21 protein-coding genes are annotated in these 17,682 nt (G+C 71.9%); 13 read left to right on the forward strand and 8 right to left on the reverse strand.

The window, feature by feature from the left end; genetic code table 11:
- On the forward strand, positions 1-399 hold a 399-nt coding region (locus tag ACTIF1_RS25910), incomplete at its 5' end, for an energy transducer TonB (protein ID WP_439599360.1).
- Positions 400-401: 2 nt separating this feature from the next.
- Here the strand turns inward: ACTIF1_RS25910 and ACTIF1_RS25915 are convergent.
- Complete coding sequence (locus ACTIF1_RS25915; protein WP_439599361.1) at positions 402-1,217, reverse strand: aldolase/citrate lyase family protein; 816 nt, start codon at positions 1,215-1,217, stop codon at positions 402-404.
- Between the two features lie 102 nt (positions 1,218-1,319).
- Between ACTIF1_RS25915 and ACTIF1_RS25920 the strand changes: the two genes are divergently transcribed.
- The 5 genes from ACTIF1_RS25920 to ACTIF1_RS25940 are packed head-to-tail and all read left to right on the forward strand — an operon-like array spanning position 1,320 to position 3,933.
- A complete protein-coding gene (locus ACTIF1_RS25920) occupies positions 1,320-1,646 on the forward strand; it encodes an ArsR/SmtB family transcription factor (protein WP_439599362.1) in 327 nt (108 codons plus the stop codon).
- Complete coding sequence (locus tag ACTIF1_RS25925; RefSeq protein ID WP_439599363.1) at positions 1,643-2,089, forward strand: SRPBCC family protein; 447 nt, start codon at positions 1,643-1,645, stop codon at positions 2,087-2,089. The genes ACTIF1_RS25920 and ACTIF1_RS25925 overlap by 4 nt, the downstream gene beginning before the upstream one ends.
- The gene (locus ACTIF1_RS25930; protein ID WP_439599364.1) at positions 2,086-2,571 is read left to right on the forward strand and encodes a DUF1579 domain-containing protein; all 486 of its coding nucleotides are present in this window, start codon (positions 2,086-2,088) and stop codon (positions 2,569-2,571) included. The genes ACTIF1_RS25925 and ACTIF1_RS25930 overlap by 4 nt, the downstream gene beginning before the upstream one ends.
- Before the next feature lie 3 nt (positions 2,572-2,574).
- Positions 2,575-3,666, forward strand: a complete 1,092-nt coding sequence (locus tag ACTIF1_RS25935; RefSeq protein WP_439599365.1) for a WD40/YVTN/BNR-like repeat-containing protein — start codon at positions 2,575-2,577, stop codon at positions 3,664-3,666.
- Between the two features lie 3 nt (positions 3,667-3,669).
- Positions 3,670-3,933 (forward strand): MoaD/ThiS family protein, encoded by a 264-nt coding sequence (locus tag ACTIF1_RS25940; RefSeq protein WP_439599366.1) that lies wholly within the window; start codon positions 3,670-3,672, stop codon positions 3,931-3,933.
- A 22-nt stretch (positions 3,934-3,955) separates the two neighbouring features.
- Here the strand turns inward: ACTIF1_RS25940 and ACTIF1_RS25945 are convergent, their stop codons facing one another.
- Positions 3,956-4,567, reverse strand: coding sequence for a hypothetical protein (locus tag ACTIF1_RS25945; protein ID WP_439599367.1), 612 nt, complete (start codon positions 4,565-4,567; stop codon positions 3,956-3,958).
- A 166-nt stretch (positions 4,568-4,733) separates the two neighbouring features.
- Positions 4,734-5,339 (reverse strand): HupE/UreJ family protein, encoded by a 606-nt coding sequence (locus tag ACTIF1_RS25950; RefSeq protein WP_439599368.1) that lies wholly within the window; start codon positions 5,337-5,339, stop codon positions 4,734-4,736.
- A 120-nt stretch (positions 5,340-5,459) separates the two neighbouring features.
- Between ACTIF1_RS25950 and ACTIF1_RS25955 the strand changes: the two genes are divergently transcribed.
- Both ACTIF1_RS25955 and ACTIF1_RS25960 read left to right on the forward strand, forming a co-directional pair.
- Positions 5,460-6,767 carry a DUF1800 domain-containing protein gene (locus ACTIF1_RS25955; RefSeq protein ID WP_439599369.1) on the forward strand — a complete coding sequence of 436 codons (1,308 nt, stop codon included), beginning with the start codon at positions 5,460-5,462 and terminating at the stop codon, positions 6,765-6,767.
- Positions 6,764-7,978 (forward strand): DUF1501 domain-containing protein, encoded by a 1,215-nt coding sequence (locus tag ACTIF1_RS25960; protein ID WP_439599370.1) that lies wholly within the window; start codon positions 6,764-6,766, stop codon positions 7,976-7,978. Before ACTIF1_RS25955 ends, ACTIF1_RS25960 begins: the two co-directional genes overlap by 4 nt.
- On the opposite strand, the gene ACTIF1_RS25965 is transcribed toward ACTIF1_RS25960, so the two are convergent.
- Entirely contained in the window at positions 7,975-9,051 is a 1,077-nt protein-coding gene (locus ACTIF1_RS25965) for a DNA topoisomerase IB (protein WP_439599371.1), read from the reverse strand. The genes ACTIF1_RS25960 and ACTIF1_RS25965 overlap by 4 nt on opposite strands.
- Positions 9,052-9,157: 106 nt before the next feature.
- Between ACTIF1_RS25965 and ACTIF1_RS25970 the strand changes: the two genes are divergently transcribed.
- Positions 9,158-9,961 carry an exodeoxyribonuclease III gene (locus ACTIF1_RS25970; protein ID WP_439599372.1) on the forward strand — a complete coding sequence of 268 codons (804 nt, stop codon included), beginning with the start codon at positions 9,158-9,160 and terminating at the stop codon, positions 9,959-9,961.
- Positions 9,962-10,269: 308 nt separating this feature from the next.
- Here the strand turns inward: ACTIF1_RS25970 and ACTIF1_RS25975 are convergent, their stop codons facing one another.
- On the reverse strand, positions 10,270-11,370 hold the full coding sequence (locus ACTIF1_RS25975; RefSeq protein ID WP_439599373.1) for an AI-2E family transporter: 1,101 nt from the start codon (positions 11,368-11,370) through the stop codon (positions 10,270-10,272).
- Between the two features lie 206 nt (positions 11,371-11,576).
- Here ACTIF1_RS25975 and phnD point away from each other — a divergent pair, with 206 nt between their 5' ends.
- Genes phnD through phnE (ACTIF1_RS25995) form a run of 4 tightly spaced genes read left to right on the forward strand, consistent with a single transcriptional unit; the run spans position 11,577 to position 15,032 of the window.
- A complete protein-coding gene (phnD, locus tag ACTIF1_RS25980; RefSeq protein WP_439599374.1) occupies positions 11,577-12,578 on the forward strand; it encodes a phosphate/phosphite/phosphonate ABC transporter substrate-binding protein in 1,002 nt (333 codons plus the stop codon).
- 13 nt (positions 12,579-12,591) lie between these two features.
- Positions 12,592-13,392: a phosphonate ABC transporter ATP-binding protein gene (gene phnC, locus ACTIF1_RS25985; RefSeq protein ID WP_439599375.1), complete on the forward strand. Its 801-nt coding sequence runs from the start codon at positions 12,592-12,594 to the stop codon at positions 13,390-13,392.
- Entirely contained in the window at positions 13,389-14,213 is an 825-nt protein-coding gene (gene phnE, locus ACTIF1_RS25990; RefSeq protein WP_439599376.1) for a phosphonate ABC transporter, permease protein PhnE, read from the forward strand. The genes phnC and phnE (ACTIF1_RS25990) overlap by 4 nt, the downstream gene beginning before the upstream one ends.
- On the forward strand, positions 14,214-15,032 hold the full coding sequence (gene phnE, locus ACTIF1_RS25995) for a phosphonate ABC transporter, permease protein PhnE (protein ID WP_439599377.1): 819 nt from the start codon (positions 14,214-14,216) through the stop codon (positions 15,030-15,032). It abuts the gene before it with no gap.
- On the opposite strand, the gene ACTIF1_RS26000 is transcribed toward phnE (ACTIF1_RS25995), so the two are convergent.
- Genes ACTIF1_RS26000 through ACTIF1_RS26010 form a run of 3 tightly spaced genes read right to left on the reverse strand, consistent with a single transcriptional unit; the run spans position 15,029 to position 17,681 of the window.
- A complete protein-coding gene (locus tag ACTIF1_RS26000) occupies positions 15,029-16,096 on the reverse strand; it encodes a mandelate racemase/muconate lactonizing enzyme family protein (RefSeq protein ID WP_439599378.1) in 1,068 nt (355 codons plus the stop codon). The two genes, phnE (ACTIF1_RS25995) and ACTIF1_RS26000, sit on opposite strands and share 4 nt — an antisense overlap.
- Positions 16,093-16,902: a tellurite resistance TerB family protein gene (locus ACTIF1_RS26005; protein ID WP_439599379.1), complete on the reverse strand. Its 810-nt coding sequence runs from the start codon at positions 16,900-16,902 to the stop codon at positions 16,093-16,095. Before ACTIF1_RS26005 ends, ACTIF1_RS26000 begins: the two co-directional genes overlap by 4 nt.
- 50 nt (positions 16,903-16,952) lie before the next feature.
- Positions 16,953-17,681, reverse strand: coding sequence for a phytanoyl-CoA dioxygenase family protein (locus ACTIF1_RS26010; protein ID WP_439599380.1), 729 nt, complete (start codon positions 17,679-17,681; stop codon positions 16,953-16,955).
- Between the last annotated feature and the right edge of the window lies 1 nt (position 17,682).

Here is a 17,682-nt window from a genome sequence, read left to right on the forward strand (position 1 = left end):
GCCGAGGCCGGCCAGGGCGCCGCGCCAGGCCCCGCCGCGGCGGCCGGCCCCGCCACCGGCGGCCAGGGCGCGGCTGGCGCCAGCCCGGGCGAGGGCTCCGGCGCGCGGCAATTGCCGGCAGCCTATGCCGCGGCGCTGGTGCGCATCCTGCAGCGCAACCTGCGCTACCCGCCCTCCGCCCGCGAACAGGGCATCGAGGGCACGGCGACGCTGCGCTTCGTCATCGCCCGCGACGGCACGGTGCAGGCGACGCAGCTGGTGCGCGGCACCGGCTCCGCCCTGCTGGACCATGAGGCGCTGGCGCTGCTGCGCCGCGTCTCCCCCCTGCCCCGCCTGCCGGCAGATTTCCCGGATGCGCAGGCCATCGTGCTGGCGCCGATCGGCTTCTCGATCCGGTAGGTCTAAGGCAGCCCGGCCAGCCCCGGGCTGTCCTGGCCCGGGGTCGCGGCGCGGGCGGTGGCGAAGGCGCAGGCCAGGGCCTGGCGCAGCACCACCACCTCATGCCCGATGCAGAGGCAGCGGAAGCCGGCGCGGAGCGCGGCCGCGGCCTCCGCGCCATCGCCCGCCACCCAGCCGAGCGGCTTGCCCGCGGCCAGCGCCGCCTGGCGCAGCGCAGCCGCCGCCGCCAGGTAGCGCGGATCGGCGAAGCGGCCGGGGATGCCGAGGCTGTCCGACAGGTCGAAATGGCCGAGCCACAGCATGTCGAGCCCCGGCACCGCCGCGATCTCCGCCGCCGCGGCCACGCCGGCCGCGCTTTCCACCAGCGCGATGGTCAGCACCGCCGCATTGGCCGCCGCCATCTTCGCCGCCGGGTCGCCGCCGGCGTAGTGGTCGTGCGCGAGGGAGAAGGCCAGGCCGCGATGCCCCTCCGGCCGGTAGCGGCAGGCGGCGACCAGGGCGCGGGCCTGGTCGGCACACTCCACCAGCGGCATCATGATGCCCAAAGCCCCCGCATCCAGGATCGGTGGGATCAGCGCCGCCAGGGGCGCCGGGATGCGCACCATCGGCACGATGCCGGCGGCCCTGGCGAAGGCGCATTGCGCCTTCACCCCCTCGATCCCCAGGCCCGAATGCTCCATGTCCAGCAGCACGAATTCGGCGCCGGCGGCGGCCAGCACCGGCGCCAGGCCGGGGGTGAAGAATTCGAAGGCCATGACGCCATGGGCGGCCTCGCCCCGCAGCAGCTTCTCCCGCACCGGATTCCGGACCTGGGCCATGCGCACCTCCCTCTCCGCGCGGATGTTCATCCCGGCAGCGTGATGGCGTCCAGCTTGCAAGGCGGCACGGGCGCGTCTATGCTTAACTTCATGGTTAAACGAATGACGACCCAGCCCGATCTCGACCGGATCTTCGGCGCTCTCTCGGACCCGACCCGCCGCGCCCTGCTGCAAAGGCTGGATGCGGAGGACGGCATCTCGGTCAGCGAATTGGCGCGGCCGCTCGCCATGTCGCTGCCCGCGGTGATGAAGCACCTGGATGTGCTGGAGGGCGCGGGCCTGATCGCGCGCCAGAAGACCGGACGCACCGTCGCCTGCCGGCTGACGGCGGCACCCATGGAGGATGCGATGGGATGGCTCGCCCGCTACCAGCGCTTCTGGACCGAAAGCCTCGATCGCCTGGCCGCGGCGCTGGAGAAGGCGCCATGACCGTCACCATCCCCAGCCTGACCCTGGTGCGCCGCATCAAGGCGCCGCCGGCGCGCGTCTTCGCCGCCTGGACGCGGGCCGAGATCATGGCCCAGTGGTTCGGCCCGCATCACACGCGGGTGGCGGAGGCCACGGTCGATGCGCGCATCGGCGGCGGCTTCCGGATGGTGCTGGTGGAGGAGAATGGCGCGCGCCACGAGGTGGGCGGCCGCTACCTGGAGATGGATCCGGAACAGCGCCTCGTCTTCACCTGGGCCTGGGCCAGCACGCCGGAACGCGAAAGCCGCGTCACGGTCCGCTTCCGCCCGCTGGAGGATGGGACCGAAATCACCCTCACCCACGACCGCTTCGCCGATGCGGAGACTGCCACGCGCCACCGCCGCGGCTGGACGGAATCGCTGGAACGCCTGATCGCCCTGAACCAGATGGAGGAAGCCCGATGATGGACGTGACCCCCACCGCGGAACACCGCTGGCTGCAGCGCCTGGCAGGCGTTTGGACCAGCGAGGCGAATTGCGTGATGGGGCCGGACCAGCCCGCCGTCACCATGCGGGGGCGTGAGACGGTGCGCATGCTGGGCGATGTCTGGATGATCGGCGAGGGCACCGGCGAGATGCCGGATGGCGACACCGGCCGCACCGTGATGACGCTGGGCTTCGACCCGGCCAAGGGCCGCTTCGTCGGCAGTTTCATCGGCTCCATGATGACCATGATGTGGCTCTATGACGGCGCGCTGGATGCCGCGGGCCGCGTGCTGACGCTGCAGGCGGAGGGACCGGACATGGGCACGCCCGGCCGCATCGCCCTGTATCACGACATCATCGAGATGCTGGACGATGGCACGCGCAGCCTGACCTCGCGCATGCAGGATGCCGATGGCCAGTGGCAGCCCGTGATGTCCGCGCACTACCGGCGGGTGGGCTGAGCCATGGCCCCCGGCAAGAAACGCATCCTGCTGCTGGTCGGCACGAAGAAGGGCGGCTTCATCCTGGAATCGGATTCCACCCGCACCGACTGGAAGCTGCGCGGTCCCTTCTGCGAGACCTGGCCGATCCACCACATGATCGCCGATCCGGCGACGGGCCGCATCTTCGCCGGCGGCGGCAATGAATGGTTCGGCCCGGCCGTATGGCGCTCCGACGACCTGGGCGAAAACTGGACGCATTCCAGCCAGGGCCTGGCCTATGAACCCGGCGAGACGCCGATCAAGGCGGTGTGGAGCCTGGCGGCCGCGCATGGCGTGCTGCATGCGGGCGTCGAACCGGCGGGCCTGTTCCGCAGCACCGATGGCGGCCAGAGTTTTGCGCATCTGCAGGGGCTGCGCGACCATCCCTCGCGCCCCGAATGGCAGCCGGGCGGCGGCGGGCTGATCCTGCACGGGCTGCTGCCGCATCCGCAGGACCCGCGGCAGTTCTGGGTGGCGATCTCCACCGGCGGGGTCTTCCACACGGCGGATGGCGGCGAAAGCTGGACGCCGCGCAACCGCGGCACGCGGCAGGACTATGCGCCGGAGGACCAGCGCTATCCGGAACACGGGCAATGCGTGCATTGCCTGGTGATGGCGCCGGGCCAGCCGGACCTGCTGTATCAGCAGAACCACTGCGGCATGTATCGCAGTGAGGATGGCGGCCGCAGCTGGACCAGCATCGAGCAGGGCCTGCCCTCCTCCTTCGGCTTTCCGGCGGCCACGCATCCGCGCGACCCCGCGACGCTCTTCCTGCTGCCGCTGAATGGCGACCAGGCCGGGCGCTTCGTGCCGGAGGCGCGCGCCGCCGTCTGGCGCACGCGCGATGGCGGCAGGAGCTGGCAGGCCTTGCGGGAAGGACTGCCGCAGCAGGACGCCTATTTCGGCGTGCTGCGCCAGGCGATGGCGACCGACAGCCTCGACCGCGCCGGCGTCTATTTCGGCACAAGTGGCGGAGAGCTCTATGCGAGCGCCGATGAGGGTGAGAGCTGGCGCTGCATTGCCCGCCACCTGCCCACCATCTCTTCCGTCGAGACCCTGGTGCTGGACGGCTGAGCCATGGTGCAGGTCCTGCTGCCGGCCTCGCTGGTGCGCCTGTTCCCCGGGGCGCCGCGGCAGGTGGAGATGGATGCGGCCAGCGTCGCGCAGGCGATCGCGGCGCTGGAGGCGCGCTGGCCCGGCATGCGCGACCGGCTCTGCGATTCCACGCCGGCCATCCGCCGCCATCTGAAGGTCTTCGTCGATGGCGAGGTCGCGAACCTGACCACGCCGCTGCGCCCGGGGGCGGAGCTGCTGGTGATGACGGCGATGAGCGGCGGCTGACAGCGCCAGCCGCCGCCCGTCCTCAGCGGGCCGGGGCTGCGCCCGGGGCGCCGGCGGGCATCTGCATCGCGCTATAGCCCTGCGGCACGGTCAGCCGGGCGGCATCCACCGGGCCGTAGTTCACCTGCGTGGCCTCCATCACCGTGGTGGCGGTGCCGCCAGGTGGCGTGGCCGTGGCGCGCAGCAGCACGCCATCCTCGGTGATGCAGGAGGTGCCATTGCCCTGCGGCGTGGCCACGTTCCACTCGGTGCAGGCGGTGCCGGCGACGGTCGCCGTGCCCTGGCGGGTGAAGGTGGCGCCGGGCGGCACGCCCTGGGTCATCGCGGCCACCGTCGCGGGCGGCATCGCCATGGTGGTGCGCTGCGCGTCCATCACCATCACCGCCGTATTCGCGCGCCGGTCGATGAGCATCCAGCCCATATTGCCCGGCGGATCCACGCGCTGGCGGCCGGTGCTGGCGGAGAAGGCCATCCGCATCTCCTGGGGGCCGGCCGCGGCCGCCGGCGCCCCGGCCGGGGCATTCATGCGATAGGTGACGGTGACGTCGCGCGTCGGCTGCATATTGGCCGGCTGCGCCAGGGCAGGCAGCGCCACAAGCGCGAGCGCGGCGGTCGAAGCGAGGGTGCGGATCATGGAATTCCTCGGTTTGCCACGGTGCGGACCGGAATCCGCGCCGGGGCCGGGTGCCAATGGCAAGGCCGGGTCCCGCGCCGCCCCACATTCCGAGGACCGCGCGGCGACCTGGATGCCGCGGCCTTAAGCGCCCTGGCCGCCCACTGGTTCCATATCCGACGCGGGCCTAGGCCTGGCCCAGCAGGCTCGCCAGGCCGGTCGCAAGCAGCCCGAAACCCGCGAGCCGGGCCACCAGCGGCCGGGACAGGCCCATCATCCGCCGCGCCAGCGCCGCCACGCCGAGCACGACCAGCCCCTGCACCAGAGCGAGGCCGACCAGATAGGCCAGCACCGGTGTTGCCTCCGCGCCGATCATCGCCTCCGCATAGGCCTGGCCATGCGCCAGACCCGCCAGCGGCAGCAGCAGTTCCCAGCCGGCGCGGCGCGGCGCCGGGCCGGCCAGCAGCAGCAAGCCGGCCAGCAGCAGCGTCGCCGCCACAAGCCATTCCACCGCCGGCAGCCAGAGGCCGAGCCAGCCGGCGGCCACCCCGGCCAGCGAGGCCAGCGCGAAGGACAGCGGCCGCATCCAGCCCCAGCCGGCCAGCCCGGCCACCAGCCCGATCGCGAGCAGGAAGGCCAGGTGGTCCGGCCCGATCACGGGATGCGCAAGGCCCGAGGCGAGGCCATGCCAGAGGGTGCTCGGCAGCTCCCCGCCCATCGGATGATGCGCGGCGGCGGGGCCGGCCAGCAGCAGCAGGGGCATCCCCGTGGCCAGGCGTTGGGCGATGGTCATGCGCGGTGTCCTCCCGATGCAGGCCGGCAGGATGAAGCGCGGCGGCGCATTGGGAAACCCTCACGTAAGCGTAAACATCGCGGCGCGGATTCAGCCACAATTCCAGCGTTCAATCGCCGCATGGACACACGCAGCCAGATCGCGGCGGTCCGCTTCGGAACCGGTCCGCGCCCCGATGCCCCGCTGCCGGATGATCCGGTCGCCTGGCTCGAAGAGCAGACACGAGGCCCCGCCCCGGCGCTGGCGCCGCCCGAGGGGCGCGATGCGCCCGCCTCGCTGGAGGAAGGCTATACGGCCTGGATCGCGCATGACGCGAGCCCGCCACCACCAGGCCAGGCCAGCGTGCCGACACAGCTGTTCCGTGCGGAGCAGCAGGCCTGGATGCGCCATCTGCTGACCAGCACAGCGCCCTTCCACGACCGGCTGACCAATTTCTGGCTGAACCATTTCACGGTCGCCGAGCGCGGCGGCTTCGGCGTGACCACGGGCTTCCCGCTTTTCCTGCGTGAGGCGATCCGGCCGCATGTCACCGGCCGCTTCGTCGACATGCTGCTCGCCGCCTCCAAGTCGCCGGCCATGCTCTACTACCTGGACCAGGTCGCCTCCGTCGGCCCGAACAGCAACTTTGGAAAACGCAGCGGCCGCGGGCTGAACGAGAATCTGGCGCGCGAGATTCTGGAGCTGCACACGGTCTCGCCGGCCGGCGGCTATAGCCAGGCCGACGTGACCGAATTCGCGCGGATCATGACGGGCTGGGGCGTGGAGCGGATGCGGCCGCCCTTCGCCACGGTCTATCGCCCCGGCAATCACGAGCCGGGCGAGAAGACACTGCTCGGCAAGAGCTATGCGCAGGGGCCGGAGGCCTATGAGGCCGCGCTGCGCGACCTGGCCGCGCATCCCGCCACGCATCGCTTCCTGGCGACGCGGCTGGTGCGCCATTTCGTCGCCGACGCGCCGCGGCCGGAGACGGTGACGCGCATCGAATCCGTGCTGCGCGACACGCAGGGCGACCTGGGCGAGGCGGCGCGCGCGCTGGTGCGGCTGCCGGAGGCCTGGGGCCCGCCGCTGACCAAGCTGCGCGCGCCGCTGGATTATTTGGTGGCGCTGCACCGTGCCGCCGGCGGCACCGATCCCGGCCCGGTGCTCGGCGCGCTGAATGCGCTGGGCCAGCCGCTATGGAATGCGCCGCAGCCGAATGGCTGGCCGGACACCGCCAGTGGCTGGGCCGCGCCGGAGCCGATGATGCAGCGGCTCGACATCGCCTATGAGACCGCCGGCCGCTTCGCGCGGCTGGATCCGCGCCAGGTGCTGGAGACGGCGATCGGGCCGCTCGCGCGGGAGGAGACCCGCACAGCGCTGCGCCGCGCCGGCAGCGCGCGGGACGCCATCACCCTCGTCTTCGCCAGCCCGGAGATGCAACGCCGATGAGCTCGCACCTTCCCCGTCTCGGCCGCCGCGGCTTCCTGCTCGGCCTGACCGCGCTCGCCGCCGCCGGCCCCGCGCGCCTGGCCGTCGCCGATGTCGCCCCCGCCGCGCAGATCATGGACCGGCGCCTGGTCGTCATCCTGCTGCGCGGCGCCATGGATGGGCTGCATGCCGTGGTGCCCTATGGCGATCCCGACTACGCCGCGCTGCGTGGTGAGCTCGCGCTGAAGGATCCGGGGCAGGAGGGCGGCGTGCTCGACCTCGGCGGCCAGTTCGGGCTGCACCCCAAACTCGCCGCGCTGCACGGGATGTATGCGCAGGGCGAGCTGCTGCCGGTGCATGCCATCGCCGGCCCCTATCGCACGCGCAGCCATTTCGATGGCCAGGACCTGATGGAGGGCGGCGGGCTGCAGCGGCTGGAGTCCGGCTGGCTGAACCGCGCGCTGACCCATATCCCGGAATCCGCCGGGCAGCCGGCGCGCACCGGGCTGGCGCTCGGCCTCGACCTGCCGCTGTTGATGCGCGGGGAGGCGCCGGTCGGCATGTGGGCGCCGCCGCGCCCGACCCGCCCGGAGCCTGATCTCTATGCCCGCATGGCGGAGCTGCTGCACGAGGATGCGGTGCTGGGCCCGACGGTGCTGGAGGGCATGCGCGGCCGCGGCTATGCGGTCGGCGCGCTGTCCATGGGTGGGGCGATCCCCACCAACCAGGGCGGCTTCACCCGGCTGGCTGCGGCGGCCGGGCGGATGCTGGCGCGGCCGGATGGCCCGCGCGTGGCGGCGCTTGAGCTTGGCGGCTGGGACACCCATGCGGGCCAGGCGCAGCGCATCGACCCGGTGCTGGTGCAGCTCGACCGCGGCATCGCAGCGCTGCGGACGGAGCTCGGCGAGGCCTGGTCGCGCACCGCGGTGCTGGCCATCACGGAATTCGGCCGCACCGCGCGCGCCAATGGCAATCTCGGCACCGACCACGGCACCGGCGGCGCCGCTTTCCTGGCCGGTGGCGCCGTGCGCGGCGGCCGCGTGCTGGCCAACTGGCCCGGGCTGAAACGCGAAAACCTCTTCGAGAACCGCGACCTGCAGCCGACGCGCGACCTGCGCGCGCTGGCCAAGGCGCTGCTGCGCGACCATCTGCGCCTGTCCGATGGCGCCGTGGCCGCGGCCTTCCCGGGCAGCGAGGATGTGGCGGCGGAGGGCGGGCTGTTGCGCGCCTAGGCCGCCGCCATCTCGCGCAGCGGGCCGAGCAGCAGGGCCAGCACGGCGGCTTCCTCCGGCCGCAGGCTGTCGATGCCCTCGCGCAGCTCGGCCTTGGCCTCCGCCTCCACCTCCAGCGCCAGGGTGCCGCCCAGGTAGCTGTCGAGGATGGTGGGGTGGACGTAGCATTTGCGGCAGATGGTCGGCGTATTGCCCAGCCGCGCCGCCACCCGCTCGATCGCGGCGCGCACATTGCGCTTGGCCGCCGCCTGGCTGTCGACGCGCTCATATTCCTTCAGGGCCAGGGCGGCCAGCACCGTGCCCGCCCATGTCCGAAAGTCCTTGGCCGTGACCTCGCGGCCCGTGATCTCCCGCAGATAGGCATTGACGTCGGCGGAGGTGACATCGCGCAGCGCGCCCTCCGCATCGCGGTACTGGAACAGCTCCTGCCCCGGCAGGTCCTGGCAGGCGCGGACGATGCGCGCCACGCGGCGGTCCGCCACGCGCAGGTTCCAGGCCTTGCCGCTTTTCCCCTTGAAGGCGAAGCGCAGCTCGCTGCCGGTGATGGCAACGTGGCGGCTCTGCAGCGTGGTCAGGCCGTAGCTCTTGTTCTGCTTCGCGTAGTCGTCATTGCCGACGCGGATCAGCGTGGTCTCCAGCAGATGCACCACCGTGGCCAGCACCTTCTCCCGCGCCAGGCCCGGGCGGCGCATATCCGCATCGACGCGGCCACGGATACCGGGCAGCGCCTTCGCAAAATCCACCATGCGGTCGTATTTCGCGGCGTCCCGCACCTCCCGCCACCGCGGATGGTAGCGGTACTGCTTGCGGCCCTTCTGGTCGCGGCCCGTGGCCTGGATATGGCCATTCTCCGACGGGCAGATCCAGACATGAGTCCAGGCCGGCGGCACCGCGAGCGAACGGATGCGCTTCAGCGTCGGCGCATCGCGCAGCGCGCCGCCCTTGGGGCTGCGATAGGAAAAGCCCTTGCCGGCACGGCGGCGGGTGATGCCGGGGCTTTCGTCCGAGACATAGCGCAGCCCGGCCTCGACCGCGGCCTCGCGCGGGTCGATGATGGGGGCATCGAGGGGCATGGGCGCTGGGCCTCCTCCCCCGAGCGATGCAGCGCCTAACCCGCGACGCTGCCGCAGGTTGCAGCCCGGCCGGGCACGAAATGCGGCGTGCCGCGTTGCGGCAGCCATGAAGATCGTGACCTTCAACATCAACAACGTGAACCGCCGCCTGCCCAACCTTTTGGCCTGGCTGCGCACGGCCGCGCCGGATGTGGTCTGCCTGCAGGAGTTGAAGGCGGCGCAGTCGCAATTCCCGGCGCAGGCGCTGCGGGATGCGGGCTATGCAGCGGTGTGGCAGGGCCAGCGCAGCTGGAACGGCGTGGCGATCCTGGCCCGCGGCACCGCGCCCATCTGCACCCGGCGCAGCCTGCCGGGCGACGATGACGACCATGAAGCGCGCTATATCGAGGCGGCGGTGCAGGGCGTGCTGGTGGGCTGCCTCTACCTGCCCAATGGCAATCCCCAGCCGGGGCCGAAATTCGACGCCAAGCTGGCCTGGTTCGAAAGGCTGACGGCGCATGCGCAGGCGCTGCTGAAGGCGGGCGTGCCCGCGGTGCTGGCCGGCGACTTCAACGTGGTGCCCACCGACAAGGACATCTACCCGACGAAATCCTGGACGCGCGACGCGCTGCTGCAGCCGGAGGTTCGCGCCGCCTATGCGGCGCTGCTGGCGCAGGGCTGGACCGATGCGCTGCGCGCACGGCATCCCACCGGGCCGCTCTACACCTTCTGGGACTACAAGCGGAACCGCTGGCCGCGCGATGCCGGGCTGCGGCTGGACCACATCCTGCTGAGCCCGGACCTCGCCCCGCGCCTGGCGGAGGCCGGCGTGGACCGCGCCGTGCGCGGCGCGGAGGGGGCGAGCGACCATGCACCCGCCTGGGTGGTGCTGCGCCAGACGGCAAAAAGGCGAAGGGCCGGCCCTGGCTGAGGCGGCCCGCCAGGGCTGCGGGCTGCCGCGGTCGCACCACGGCGCGGCGCGCGCCGATGCCGAGGAAGCCGCACCATTCGACTACGGCGGCGCGCACTGGCCCTTGCTGTCCATCAGCAGGTTCTCGATCTGCCCGGCATCGCGGCCATCGCGGCCGACCACATGGGTGCCGACGAGACGCGGGCCAGCGGCATGCCGCTGGCGGCCCCCCGCGAGGCCGCCGGCTGCGCCTGGCCGCCGCCGGATTGTGCCGGGGCATTGGCGCCGCTGGCACCGGTCGCGGCATGGCCCGCGCCGGGCGAGCCTGCCTATCCCTCCTTCGCCTGCGCCGCTTCCGCCTCGCCCGGCACCTCGGTCGGCTGGCCCAGCGTCTCCCGCACATACAGCTTCTTCACCAGCACGAAGGCCACGACGGTGATGGGCGCCGCCAGCATCACGCCCGGCAGGCCGAACAGCAGGCCCACCGCCACCACCGCGAAAAGCAGCAGCGCCGGCGGCATGCTGACCATGTGCTTCTCGACCAGCGGCATGATCATGTTGGATTCCAGCTGCTGGATCGCGATGAACAGCAGCCCGGTCCAGAGGAAGGCATTCCCGCCCTCGGCCAGGGCCAGCAGCAGCGCGGGCACGGCGCCGGCGAAGGCGCCGAGCAGCGGGACGAAGTTCGTCAGCCCGGCGAAGAGGCCCAGCGCCAGTGGCGAGGGCAGGCCCAGCGCCCAGGTGCCGAGCCAGGCCAGCCCGCCGACGATGGCCATGGAGATCAGCTGCGCGCCGAGCCAGAGGCGCAGCGCGCTGCCGCTGGCCACCAGCGCCTCCTCCGCCCGGTCCTGCTGTTCGCGCGGCAGCAGCTTGACGATGCCGCGCCGGTACATGCCGGGATCGGCCGCGATGAAGAAGCCGCCGACCACGGCGACGACCAGCGCCGTGGCGGCGCTGAAGACCAGCCCGCCGGCCGTCGCCGCATGGCCGGCCAGGTTGCCGAGTATGGAGCCATCGACGCCGCCGGCCTGCACCGCCTGCTCCACGCCCGGCACCTGGACATTGAAGCGGTCCTCGAAGGCGGCGACCGCCTCGGGCAGACGGGCCCAGAGCTGGCCGACCTGCGCCACGATCTCATTTCCCACCAGCAGGCCGGCCAGGCCGAGGCCCAGCGCCAGCAGCGCGCCGACCAGCAGCAGCGACCAGCCGCGCGACAGGTGCAGGTAGCGCTCCGCCGGCGCCGCCGCGGCCATCAGCAGCACCGCCACCACCACGCCGGCGAAGGTGATCAGCAGCGCGTCGCGCACCTGCCAGACCAGCAGCGCCAGCACCACCACCGCCGCCACGATCAGCACGCGGCGGAGAAACGCCACCTCCCCCTGCGGCCTGGCCGCGCGCGCCGCCGCACTCGTCTCGCCCCGATCTGTCACCGCTCGATTCTCCAGAAGCTGCTGGGGAAGCGGGTTGGCAGCAGAAGGGTTGCATCACGGCTCTGTGGCACCCGCCAGGCCAGGCGAGCGGGTGGAAAGCGCTTGCAGCCTGGATGAACGGGCGGCAATCTTCACATTTCTGAAATGGATGTGTCGCGGACCGTCCCATAGAAGGCAGCCGCTCAAGGACACGGGGAGTTTCGCCCATGCTGCGACGACTTTTTTCCAAGGCTCGCCTGGCCTTGCCAGCCCTCGCACTTGGCGCGCTGGGCCTGATGGCGGCGCCGCTGCCGGCCGCCGCGCAGGATTGCCCGCGGGGCGCGCTCGATGCGCGCTACTGCGACCGCGACGGCGACCTGGTGGCGGATGTGCCGAGCAATCCGCGCGAGCTGGCCGATCCCTCCACCCTGATTTTCGCCTATACCCCGGTGGAGGATCCGGCCGTCTACCGCGCCGTCTGGCAGCCCTTCATGGACCACCTGGCGCGCGCCACCGGCAAGCGCGTGCAGTTCTTCGCGGTGCAATCCAATGCCGCGCAGATCGAGGCGATGCGCGCCGGCCGCCTGCATATCGCGGGCTTCAACACGGGGTCGAATCCGCTGGCGGTGAACTGCGCCGGCTTCGTGCCCTTCGCCATGATGGCCAGCCGCGACAATGCCTTCGGCTATGAGATGGAGATCATCGTCCCCGCCTCCTCCTCCGCCCAGCGGATCGAGGATCTGCGCGGGCGCACCATCGCCTTCACGGCCGAGACCTCCAATTCTGGCTTCAAGGCGCCCTCCGCCCTGCTGGCCAGCCAGTTCAACATGCGCGCGGGCCGCGACTTCACCGCCGCCTTTTCCGGGCGGCATGACAATTCGATCCTGGGCGTCGCCAATCGCGACTACGATGCCGGCGCCATTGCCAATTCGGTGCTGACCCGCATGGTGGCGCGCAATGTGGTGCGGCCGGAGCAGATCCGCAGCATCTTCCGCAGCCAGTCCTTCCCCACCACCGGCTATGGCCATGCGCACAATTTGAACCCGGCGTTGGCCGAGCGCATCCGCGCCGCCTTCTTCAACTTCAACTGGGAAGGCACCGCGCTGCTGGCCGAATTCCAAAAGTCCGAGCCGCCGCAGGAGAAGTTCATGCCGATCACCTATCGCGAGCATTGGGCGGTGATCCGCCAGATCGACTCCGCGATGGACGTCTCCTACGCCTGCCGCTGAGGATTCCTGGCACGTGCTGCTGACGATCGAGGGGCTGACCAAGCGCTATCCGACCGGTGACCTGGCGCTCGACGCCGTCGATCTGATGGTCCCGGCGGGGCAGGTGATGGCGCTGATCGGGCCCTCGGGCGCCGGCAAGTCCACGCTGATCCGCTGCGTCAACCGGCTGGTGGAACCCACTGCCGGCCGGGTCATGCTGGATGGGGTGGAGCTGACCAGCCTTGGCTCCGGCGCGCTGCGGCGGGCGCGGCGGCGGATGGGGATGATCTTCCAGGAATATGCGCTGGTCGAGCGGCTGACGGTGATGGAGAACGTGCTCTCCGGCCGGCTCGGCTATGTCGGCTTCTGGGCCTCCTGGTTCCGCCGCTTTCCGCGCCGCGACGTGGAAGAGGCGTTTCGGCTGCTGGATCGCGTGGGCCTGGCGCATATGGCGGACAAGCGCGCCGATGCCTTGTCCGGCGGGCAGCGGCAGCGGGTCGGCATCGTGCGGGCGCTGATGCAGGACCCGAAACTGCTGCTGGTGGATGAGCCGACCGCCAGCCTCGACCCCAAGACCAGCCGGCAGATCATGCGGCTGATCGTGGAGCTCTGTGCCGAGCGCGGGCTGGCCGCCATCATCAATATCCACGACGTGGCGCTGGCCCAGCAATTCGCCCGCCGCATCGTGGGGCTGCGCGCCGGCCGCATCGTCTTCGACGGGCCGGCGGAGGAGCTGCAGACCCAGGCGCTGACCGACATCTATGGCGAGGAGGACTGGTCGCAGACCATCCGCCGCGCGGAGGAGGAGGACGAGGCGGCCGAGGTGGTGGCGTGAGTGCGACCACGACCACCTTCGACGCCGCCGCCGCCGCGCGCGCCTGGCGCCCGCCGCCGCTGATCGCGACGCCCTGGCTGCGCTACGCCGTCTATCTCGGCGCGCTGGCCTATGCGCTGCTCGCCGTCGCCACTATCGAGGTGAACTGGACCCGGGCGGCGGAGGGCGTGGAACGCGCGGCGCGCTTCCTCGGCGGCTTCTTCCCGCCCGACTTCGTCACCAAGCGCCAGGACATCCTGGAAGGGCTGCTGGAAAGCCTGACCATGACGGTGGTGGCCACCGGCCTCGGCATCCTGCTGTCCATCCCGGTGGCGCTGGGGGCGGCGCGCAACCTGGCGCCGCTGCCCATCTACCTGGCCTGCCGCGGCATCATCGCCATCAGCCGCACCTTCCAGGAAATCATCATCGCCATCGTCTTCGTCGCCATGCTGGGCTTCGGCCCGCTGGCCGGCACGCTGACGCTGGCCTTCGCCACCATCGGCTTTATGGCCAAGCTGATCGCGGAGGATATCGAGGATATCCAGGCCAGCCAGGCGGAGGCGGTGCGCGCCACCGGATCCTCCTGGTTCCAGCTGCTGGCCTGGGGCGTGCTGCCGCAGGTGCGACCGCGCCTGATCGGGCTTTCGGCCTATCGGCTGGACATCAATTTCCGGGAGAGCGCCGTGCTCGGCCTGGTCGGCGCGGGCGGCATCGGTGACACGCTGAACACCAGCTTCGACCGCTATGAGTTCGACACGGCTGCGGCGGTGCTGATCGTCATCATCCTCATCGTGCTGGCCTGCGAATATGCCAGCGGCTTCATCCGGCGGAAGGTGCAGTAGATGGCCCTGCTGACCCGCGCGGATGGCACGCCGGAATGGCGCCGCCGCACGCCGCGCGCGGACCTGCTGGTCTGGGCGGGCTGGCTGGGCGCGGTGGCGCTGACCGTCGCCTGCTTCCAGTTCATCTCGGACCGCACCATCTGGGCCTTCGTCTGGGATGCGCCGACGCAGGGGGCGGACCTTGTGGCGCGCATGTTCCCGCCGCGCTGGTCCTATGCCAGCCAGCTGTGGAAGCCGCTGCTGGATACCATCAACATGGCGACCATCGGCACGGCGCTCGCAATTCTCATCGGCGTCCCGCTGGCCTTCCTCGCCGCGCACAACACCACGCCGAGCCGGCTGGTGGTGCGGCCCGTGGTGCTGTTTGTCATCGTCGCCAGCCGGTCGATCAATTCGCTCATCTGGGCGCTGATCCTGGTGATCATCCTGGGCCCCGGCATGCTGGCGGGCATCCTGGCCATCGCGCTCCGCAGCGTCGGCTTCATCGCGAAGCTGCTCTATGAGGCCATCGAGGAGATCGATGCGACGCAGGTGGAGGCGGTGACCGCCACCGGCGCCTCCCGCCCCCAGGTGCTGGGCTGGGCCATCGTGCCGCAGGTGATGCCGGCCTTCGCCGGCATCAGCGTCTTCCGCTGGGACATCAATATCCGGGAGGCGACGGTGCTGGGCTTGGTCGGCGCGGGCGGCATCGGCATGCAGATGCAGGCCAGCATCAATGTTCTGGCCTGGCCGCAGGTGACGACGATCTTCGTGCTGATCCTGGCGACCGTTCTGGTCAGCGAGTGGCTGTCTGCCAGGGTGCGGCACGCGGTGATCTAAAACGCCGGCTCCAGCCCCAGCCCCGGCCCGTTTGGCACCGCCACCATCCCATCCTTCGGGAGCAGCGCCGGGTACAGAGGGGTGGCAAGATCCGCGAAATAGATTTCGAGCGGCGCGGACTGCTCCATCGCCGCCAGCACCTGCAGCGTCGCCAGGAACCCGGGGCCGAAATAGGGGGAATGCGGCACCACCCGCACCCCGGCGCGCTGCGCCAGCGCGATAACCGCCAGCAGCCCGGAGACGCCGCCGTGCTTGGTGGCACTCGGCTGCGCCACATCCACCGCGCCGGCCGCGAACAACCGGGCAAAATCCTCCACGCCGCCCAGGTTCTCACCGGCCGAGATCGGCACCAAGCCGTCCTGGCGCAACGCCGCCAGCCCGGCAAAATCCTCGGGCGGCCAGAGCGGCTCCTCGACCCAGCCGATGTGCATCCCGCGCACCGCGGCGCAGAAATCCCGCGCGGCGGGCAGGCTGTCCCAGGCGCAGTTGATGTCGAGCATCAGCGGCAGCGCGCCGGCCTCTGCCCGCGCGGCCTGGATGCAGTCCGGCGCAACCTCATGCAGTTTGATCTCGCGATAGCCGCGGCGCACCGCCTCCGCCGTGTTGCGTGCCACATCTTCTGCCATGCCGTAGCGCAGCAGGCTGGCATAGGCCGGCACCTCCGCACGCCGGCCATTGCCGAGCAGCATGTGCAGCGGCACGCCGGCGGCCTTGCCGGCGAGGTCCCAGAGCGCGATGTCGATCGCCGAGAGGCCGAAACTCACCGGCCCGTTGCGGCCGTAGTTATGAAAGCGCCGCGCCAGCATGCGGCCGATGCCCGAGATATCGCGCGCATCCTGGCCGAGGCAGGCGGGCCCGATCAGCCGGTCCACCGCATCCCGGGTGGTCTCCGCCAGGGCGAAGCCGAAGCCTTCGCCCCAGCCATGCAGGCCGTTCTCGGTCTCGACCCGCACCAGCAGCGTGTCCATCCGCGTCAGGCGGAGGTTGCCGCCGGCCGAAGTCGGGCCGGCGCCATAGGTGAAATCGCTGCGGTGCAGGCGGGTCTCGACGCGGGTGATCCTCATGCGGCGGGGGCGGCGTCGGCCTGGCGGTCCAGATGCTGCACCAGGCCCGGGGGCAGCTTCAGGCGATGCGCCAGCGCTTCCAGATAGGCGCGCTCGGCGGGGTGGTCCGGATCCATGGCGAGGCGGGAGACCAGGTAGATCTCGCTGGCCTGTTCCTGCGTCTGCGCCGCGGCCGCGACCTCGCTGACGCCGATGGGCGCTTCCAGCGCGTCGAAGACGAAGGCCTTCGCCTCCGCATCCAGCCCGGCCTTCTCGACCTGGGCGAAGATGCGGGCGCGTTCCTCGGCATCGATATGGCCATCGGCGCGGGCGGCGCCGATCATGGCGCGGATCAGGGCGAGTTCGAAGGCCTCACCGCCCGCGGCCGGGGTGGCGCCGGGCAGGAAGCGCGCATCCACCGAAGCGGCGTCCTGCGGGGTGGCCACGGGGGCGCTGGCCGGGGCCTGGCCGGCCTGCCAGTTCTGCCAGGCGCGATGCGCCAGCGCGCCCAGCACCGCGGCCCCGCCATGGCTCAGCAGCCCGCCGCCGCCGCGCCGCTTGCCCTTGCCGCCGAGCAGCATGCCCAGCAGCCCGCCCGCCGCGGCGCCGCCGGCGAAGCCACCGAGATTGCCGAGGCCCCCGCCCCCGCCGCTACCGGCCCGCTGCAGCGCCTGGCGCGCCATATCGGCCAGCCCGCCGCCGGAGGCCCCGCCCGGATTGGTCCAGGCCGAAGGCGGCTGAGCGGGGGAGTGGCCCGGGGCGGGCGGCTGTGCGCCCGGGCCGGGGGTGCCGAGGAAGCGGTCGAGGAGGGATTTGGCGTCGATCATGCGCCGGATGTTGCGATGCCGGGACCCCGGGGCAAGCGGGGCCGCGGTCATCATCCCGTCAGCCAGAGGGCGGGGCGGGCCAGCTGGCCGGGCGGGCGGCCGGTCTCCGCCTCCCGGTTGCGCAGGGAAAGCGGGTCGTCCCGCCGGCCCCATTGCACCACCAGCAGGCGCCTTGGCGTCGCACCGCGATTCGGCGCGCCGCCATGCCGCACCTCCGGATGCACCAGCACCATCGCCCCCTTGCGTGCCGGTGGCACCACTTCCGGCCGCCCCTCCCCGCCCCGATGCGAGCCGGGGCGGAAGGCGGTGCCGCCCGTGGCCGGGCGCAGCGCGTCCAGGCAGACCAGCACCCGCAGGAAGCGGCCGCGCCGCGTCGGCATGTAGCGGTTCCGGGCGTCCCGGTGCCAGGCGATGCCGCTGCCGAAGCGCGCCGCCTTGGTGGTGACATTGGCGAAGTGGAAGGCCAGGCGGTCGGTGCCCAGCGCCGCCCGCGCCGCCGCCATCAGGCGCGGATGCGCCGCCGCGATGGAGAAGGCCGGGTGCAACCGGCCGGGCTCGCCCAGGATGAAGATCGCCTCCGCCCCCGGCGGCAGGGGCATGCCGCGCTGCGTCTCCCGCAGCGCCGATTCCATGACGCAGCGGTCGCGCTCCGCCGGGCTCAGCGCGCGGCGATCCAGCCGGCCGAGCAGCGCCCGCAGCCGATCCAGCAGCGCCGCCGGCGGGCCGGGCAGCAGGCAGAAGCCATCGCGGCGAAGCCGGCGCAGCGCGGCGGCCGGCATC

It is taken from the genome of Falsiroseomonas sp., assembly GCF_051860665.1.
Taxonomy (GTDB): Bacteria; Pseudomonadota; Alphaproteobacteria; order Acetobacterales; family Acetobacteraceae; genus Falsiroseomonas.

What these genes read in the sequence shown, in the direction of transcription:
- ACTIF1_RS25915 (WP_439599361.1), bottom strand. Translation starts at nt 1,217, where the DNA reads ATGGCCCAGGTCCGGAATCCGGTGCGGGAGAAGCTGCTGCGGGGCGAG.
- ACTIF1_RS25920 (WP_439599362.1), top strand. Translation starts at nt 1,320, where the DNA reads ATGACGACCCAGCCCGATCTCGACCGGATCTTCGGCGCTCTCTCGGAC.
- ACTIF1_RS25925 (WP_439599363.1), top strand. Translation starts at nt 1,643, where the DNA reads ATGACCGTCACCATCCCCAGCCTGACCCTGGTGCGCCGCATCAAGGCG.
- ACTIF1_RS25930 (WP_439599364.1), top strand. Translation starts at nt 2,086, where the DNA reads ATGATGGACGTGACCCCCACCGCGGAACACCGCTGGCTGCAGCGCCTG.
- ACTIF1_RS25935 (WP_439599365.1), top strand. Translation starts at nt 2,575, where the DNA reads ATGGCCCCCGGCAAGAAACGCATCCTGCTGCTGGTCGGCACGAAGAAG.
- ACTIF1_RS25940 (WP_439599366.1), top strand. Translation starts at nt 3,670, where the DNA reads ATGGTGCAGGTCCTGCTGCCGGCCTCGCTGGTGCGCCTGTTCCCCGGG.
- ACTIF1_RS25945 (WP_439599367.1), bottom strand. Translation starts at nt 4,567, where the DNA reads ATGATCCGCACCCTCGCTTCGACCGCCGCGCTCGCGCTTGTGGCGCTG.
- ACTIF1_RS25950 (WP_439599368.1), bottom strand. Translation starts at nt 5,339, where the DNA reads ATGACCATCGCCCAACGCCTGGCCACGGGGATGCCCCTGCTGCTGCTG.
- ACTIF1_RS25955 (WP_439599369.1), top strand. Translation starts at nt 5,460, where the DNA reads ATGGACACACGCAGCCAGATCGCGGCGGTCCGCTTCGGAACCGGTCCG.
- ACTIF1_RS25960 (WP_439599370.1), top strand. Translation starts at nt 6,764, where the DNA reads ATGAGCTCGCACCTTCCCCGTCTCGGCCGCCGCGGCTTCCTGCTCGGC.
- ACTIF1_RS25965 (WP_439599371.1), bottom strand. Translation starts at nt 9,051, where the DNA reads ATGCCCCTCGATGCCCCCATCATCGACCCGCGCGAGGCCGCGGTCGAG.
- ACTIF1_RS25970 (WP_439599372.1), top strand. Translation starts at nt 9,158, where the DNA reads ATGAAGATCGTGACCTTCAACATCAACAACGTGAACCGCCGCCTGCCC.
- phnD (WP_439599374.1), top strand. Translation starts at nt 11,577, where the DNA reads ATGCTGCGACGACTTTTTTCCAAGGCTCGCCTGGCCTTGCCAGCCCTC.
- phnE (WP_439599377.1), top strand. Translation starts at nt 14,214, where the DNA reads ATGGCCCTGCTGACCCGCGCGGATGGCACGCCGGAATGGCGCCGCCGC.
- ACTIF1_RS26000 (WP_439599378.1), bottom strand. Translation starts at nt 16,096, where the DNA reads ATGAGGATCACCCGCGTCGAGACCCGCCTGCACCGCAGCGATTTCACC.
- ACTIF1_RS26005 (WP_439599379.1), bottom strand. Translation starts at nt 16,902, where the DNA reads ATGATCGACGCCAAATCCCTCCTCGACCGCTTCCTCGGCACCCCCGGC.
- ACTIF1_RS26010 (WP_439599380.1), bottom strand. Translation starts at nt 17,681, where the DNA reads ATGCCGGCCGCCGCGCTGCGCCGGCTTCGCCGCGATGGCTTCTGCCTG.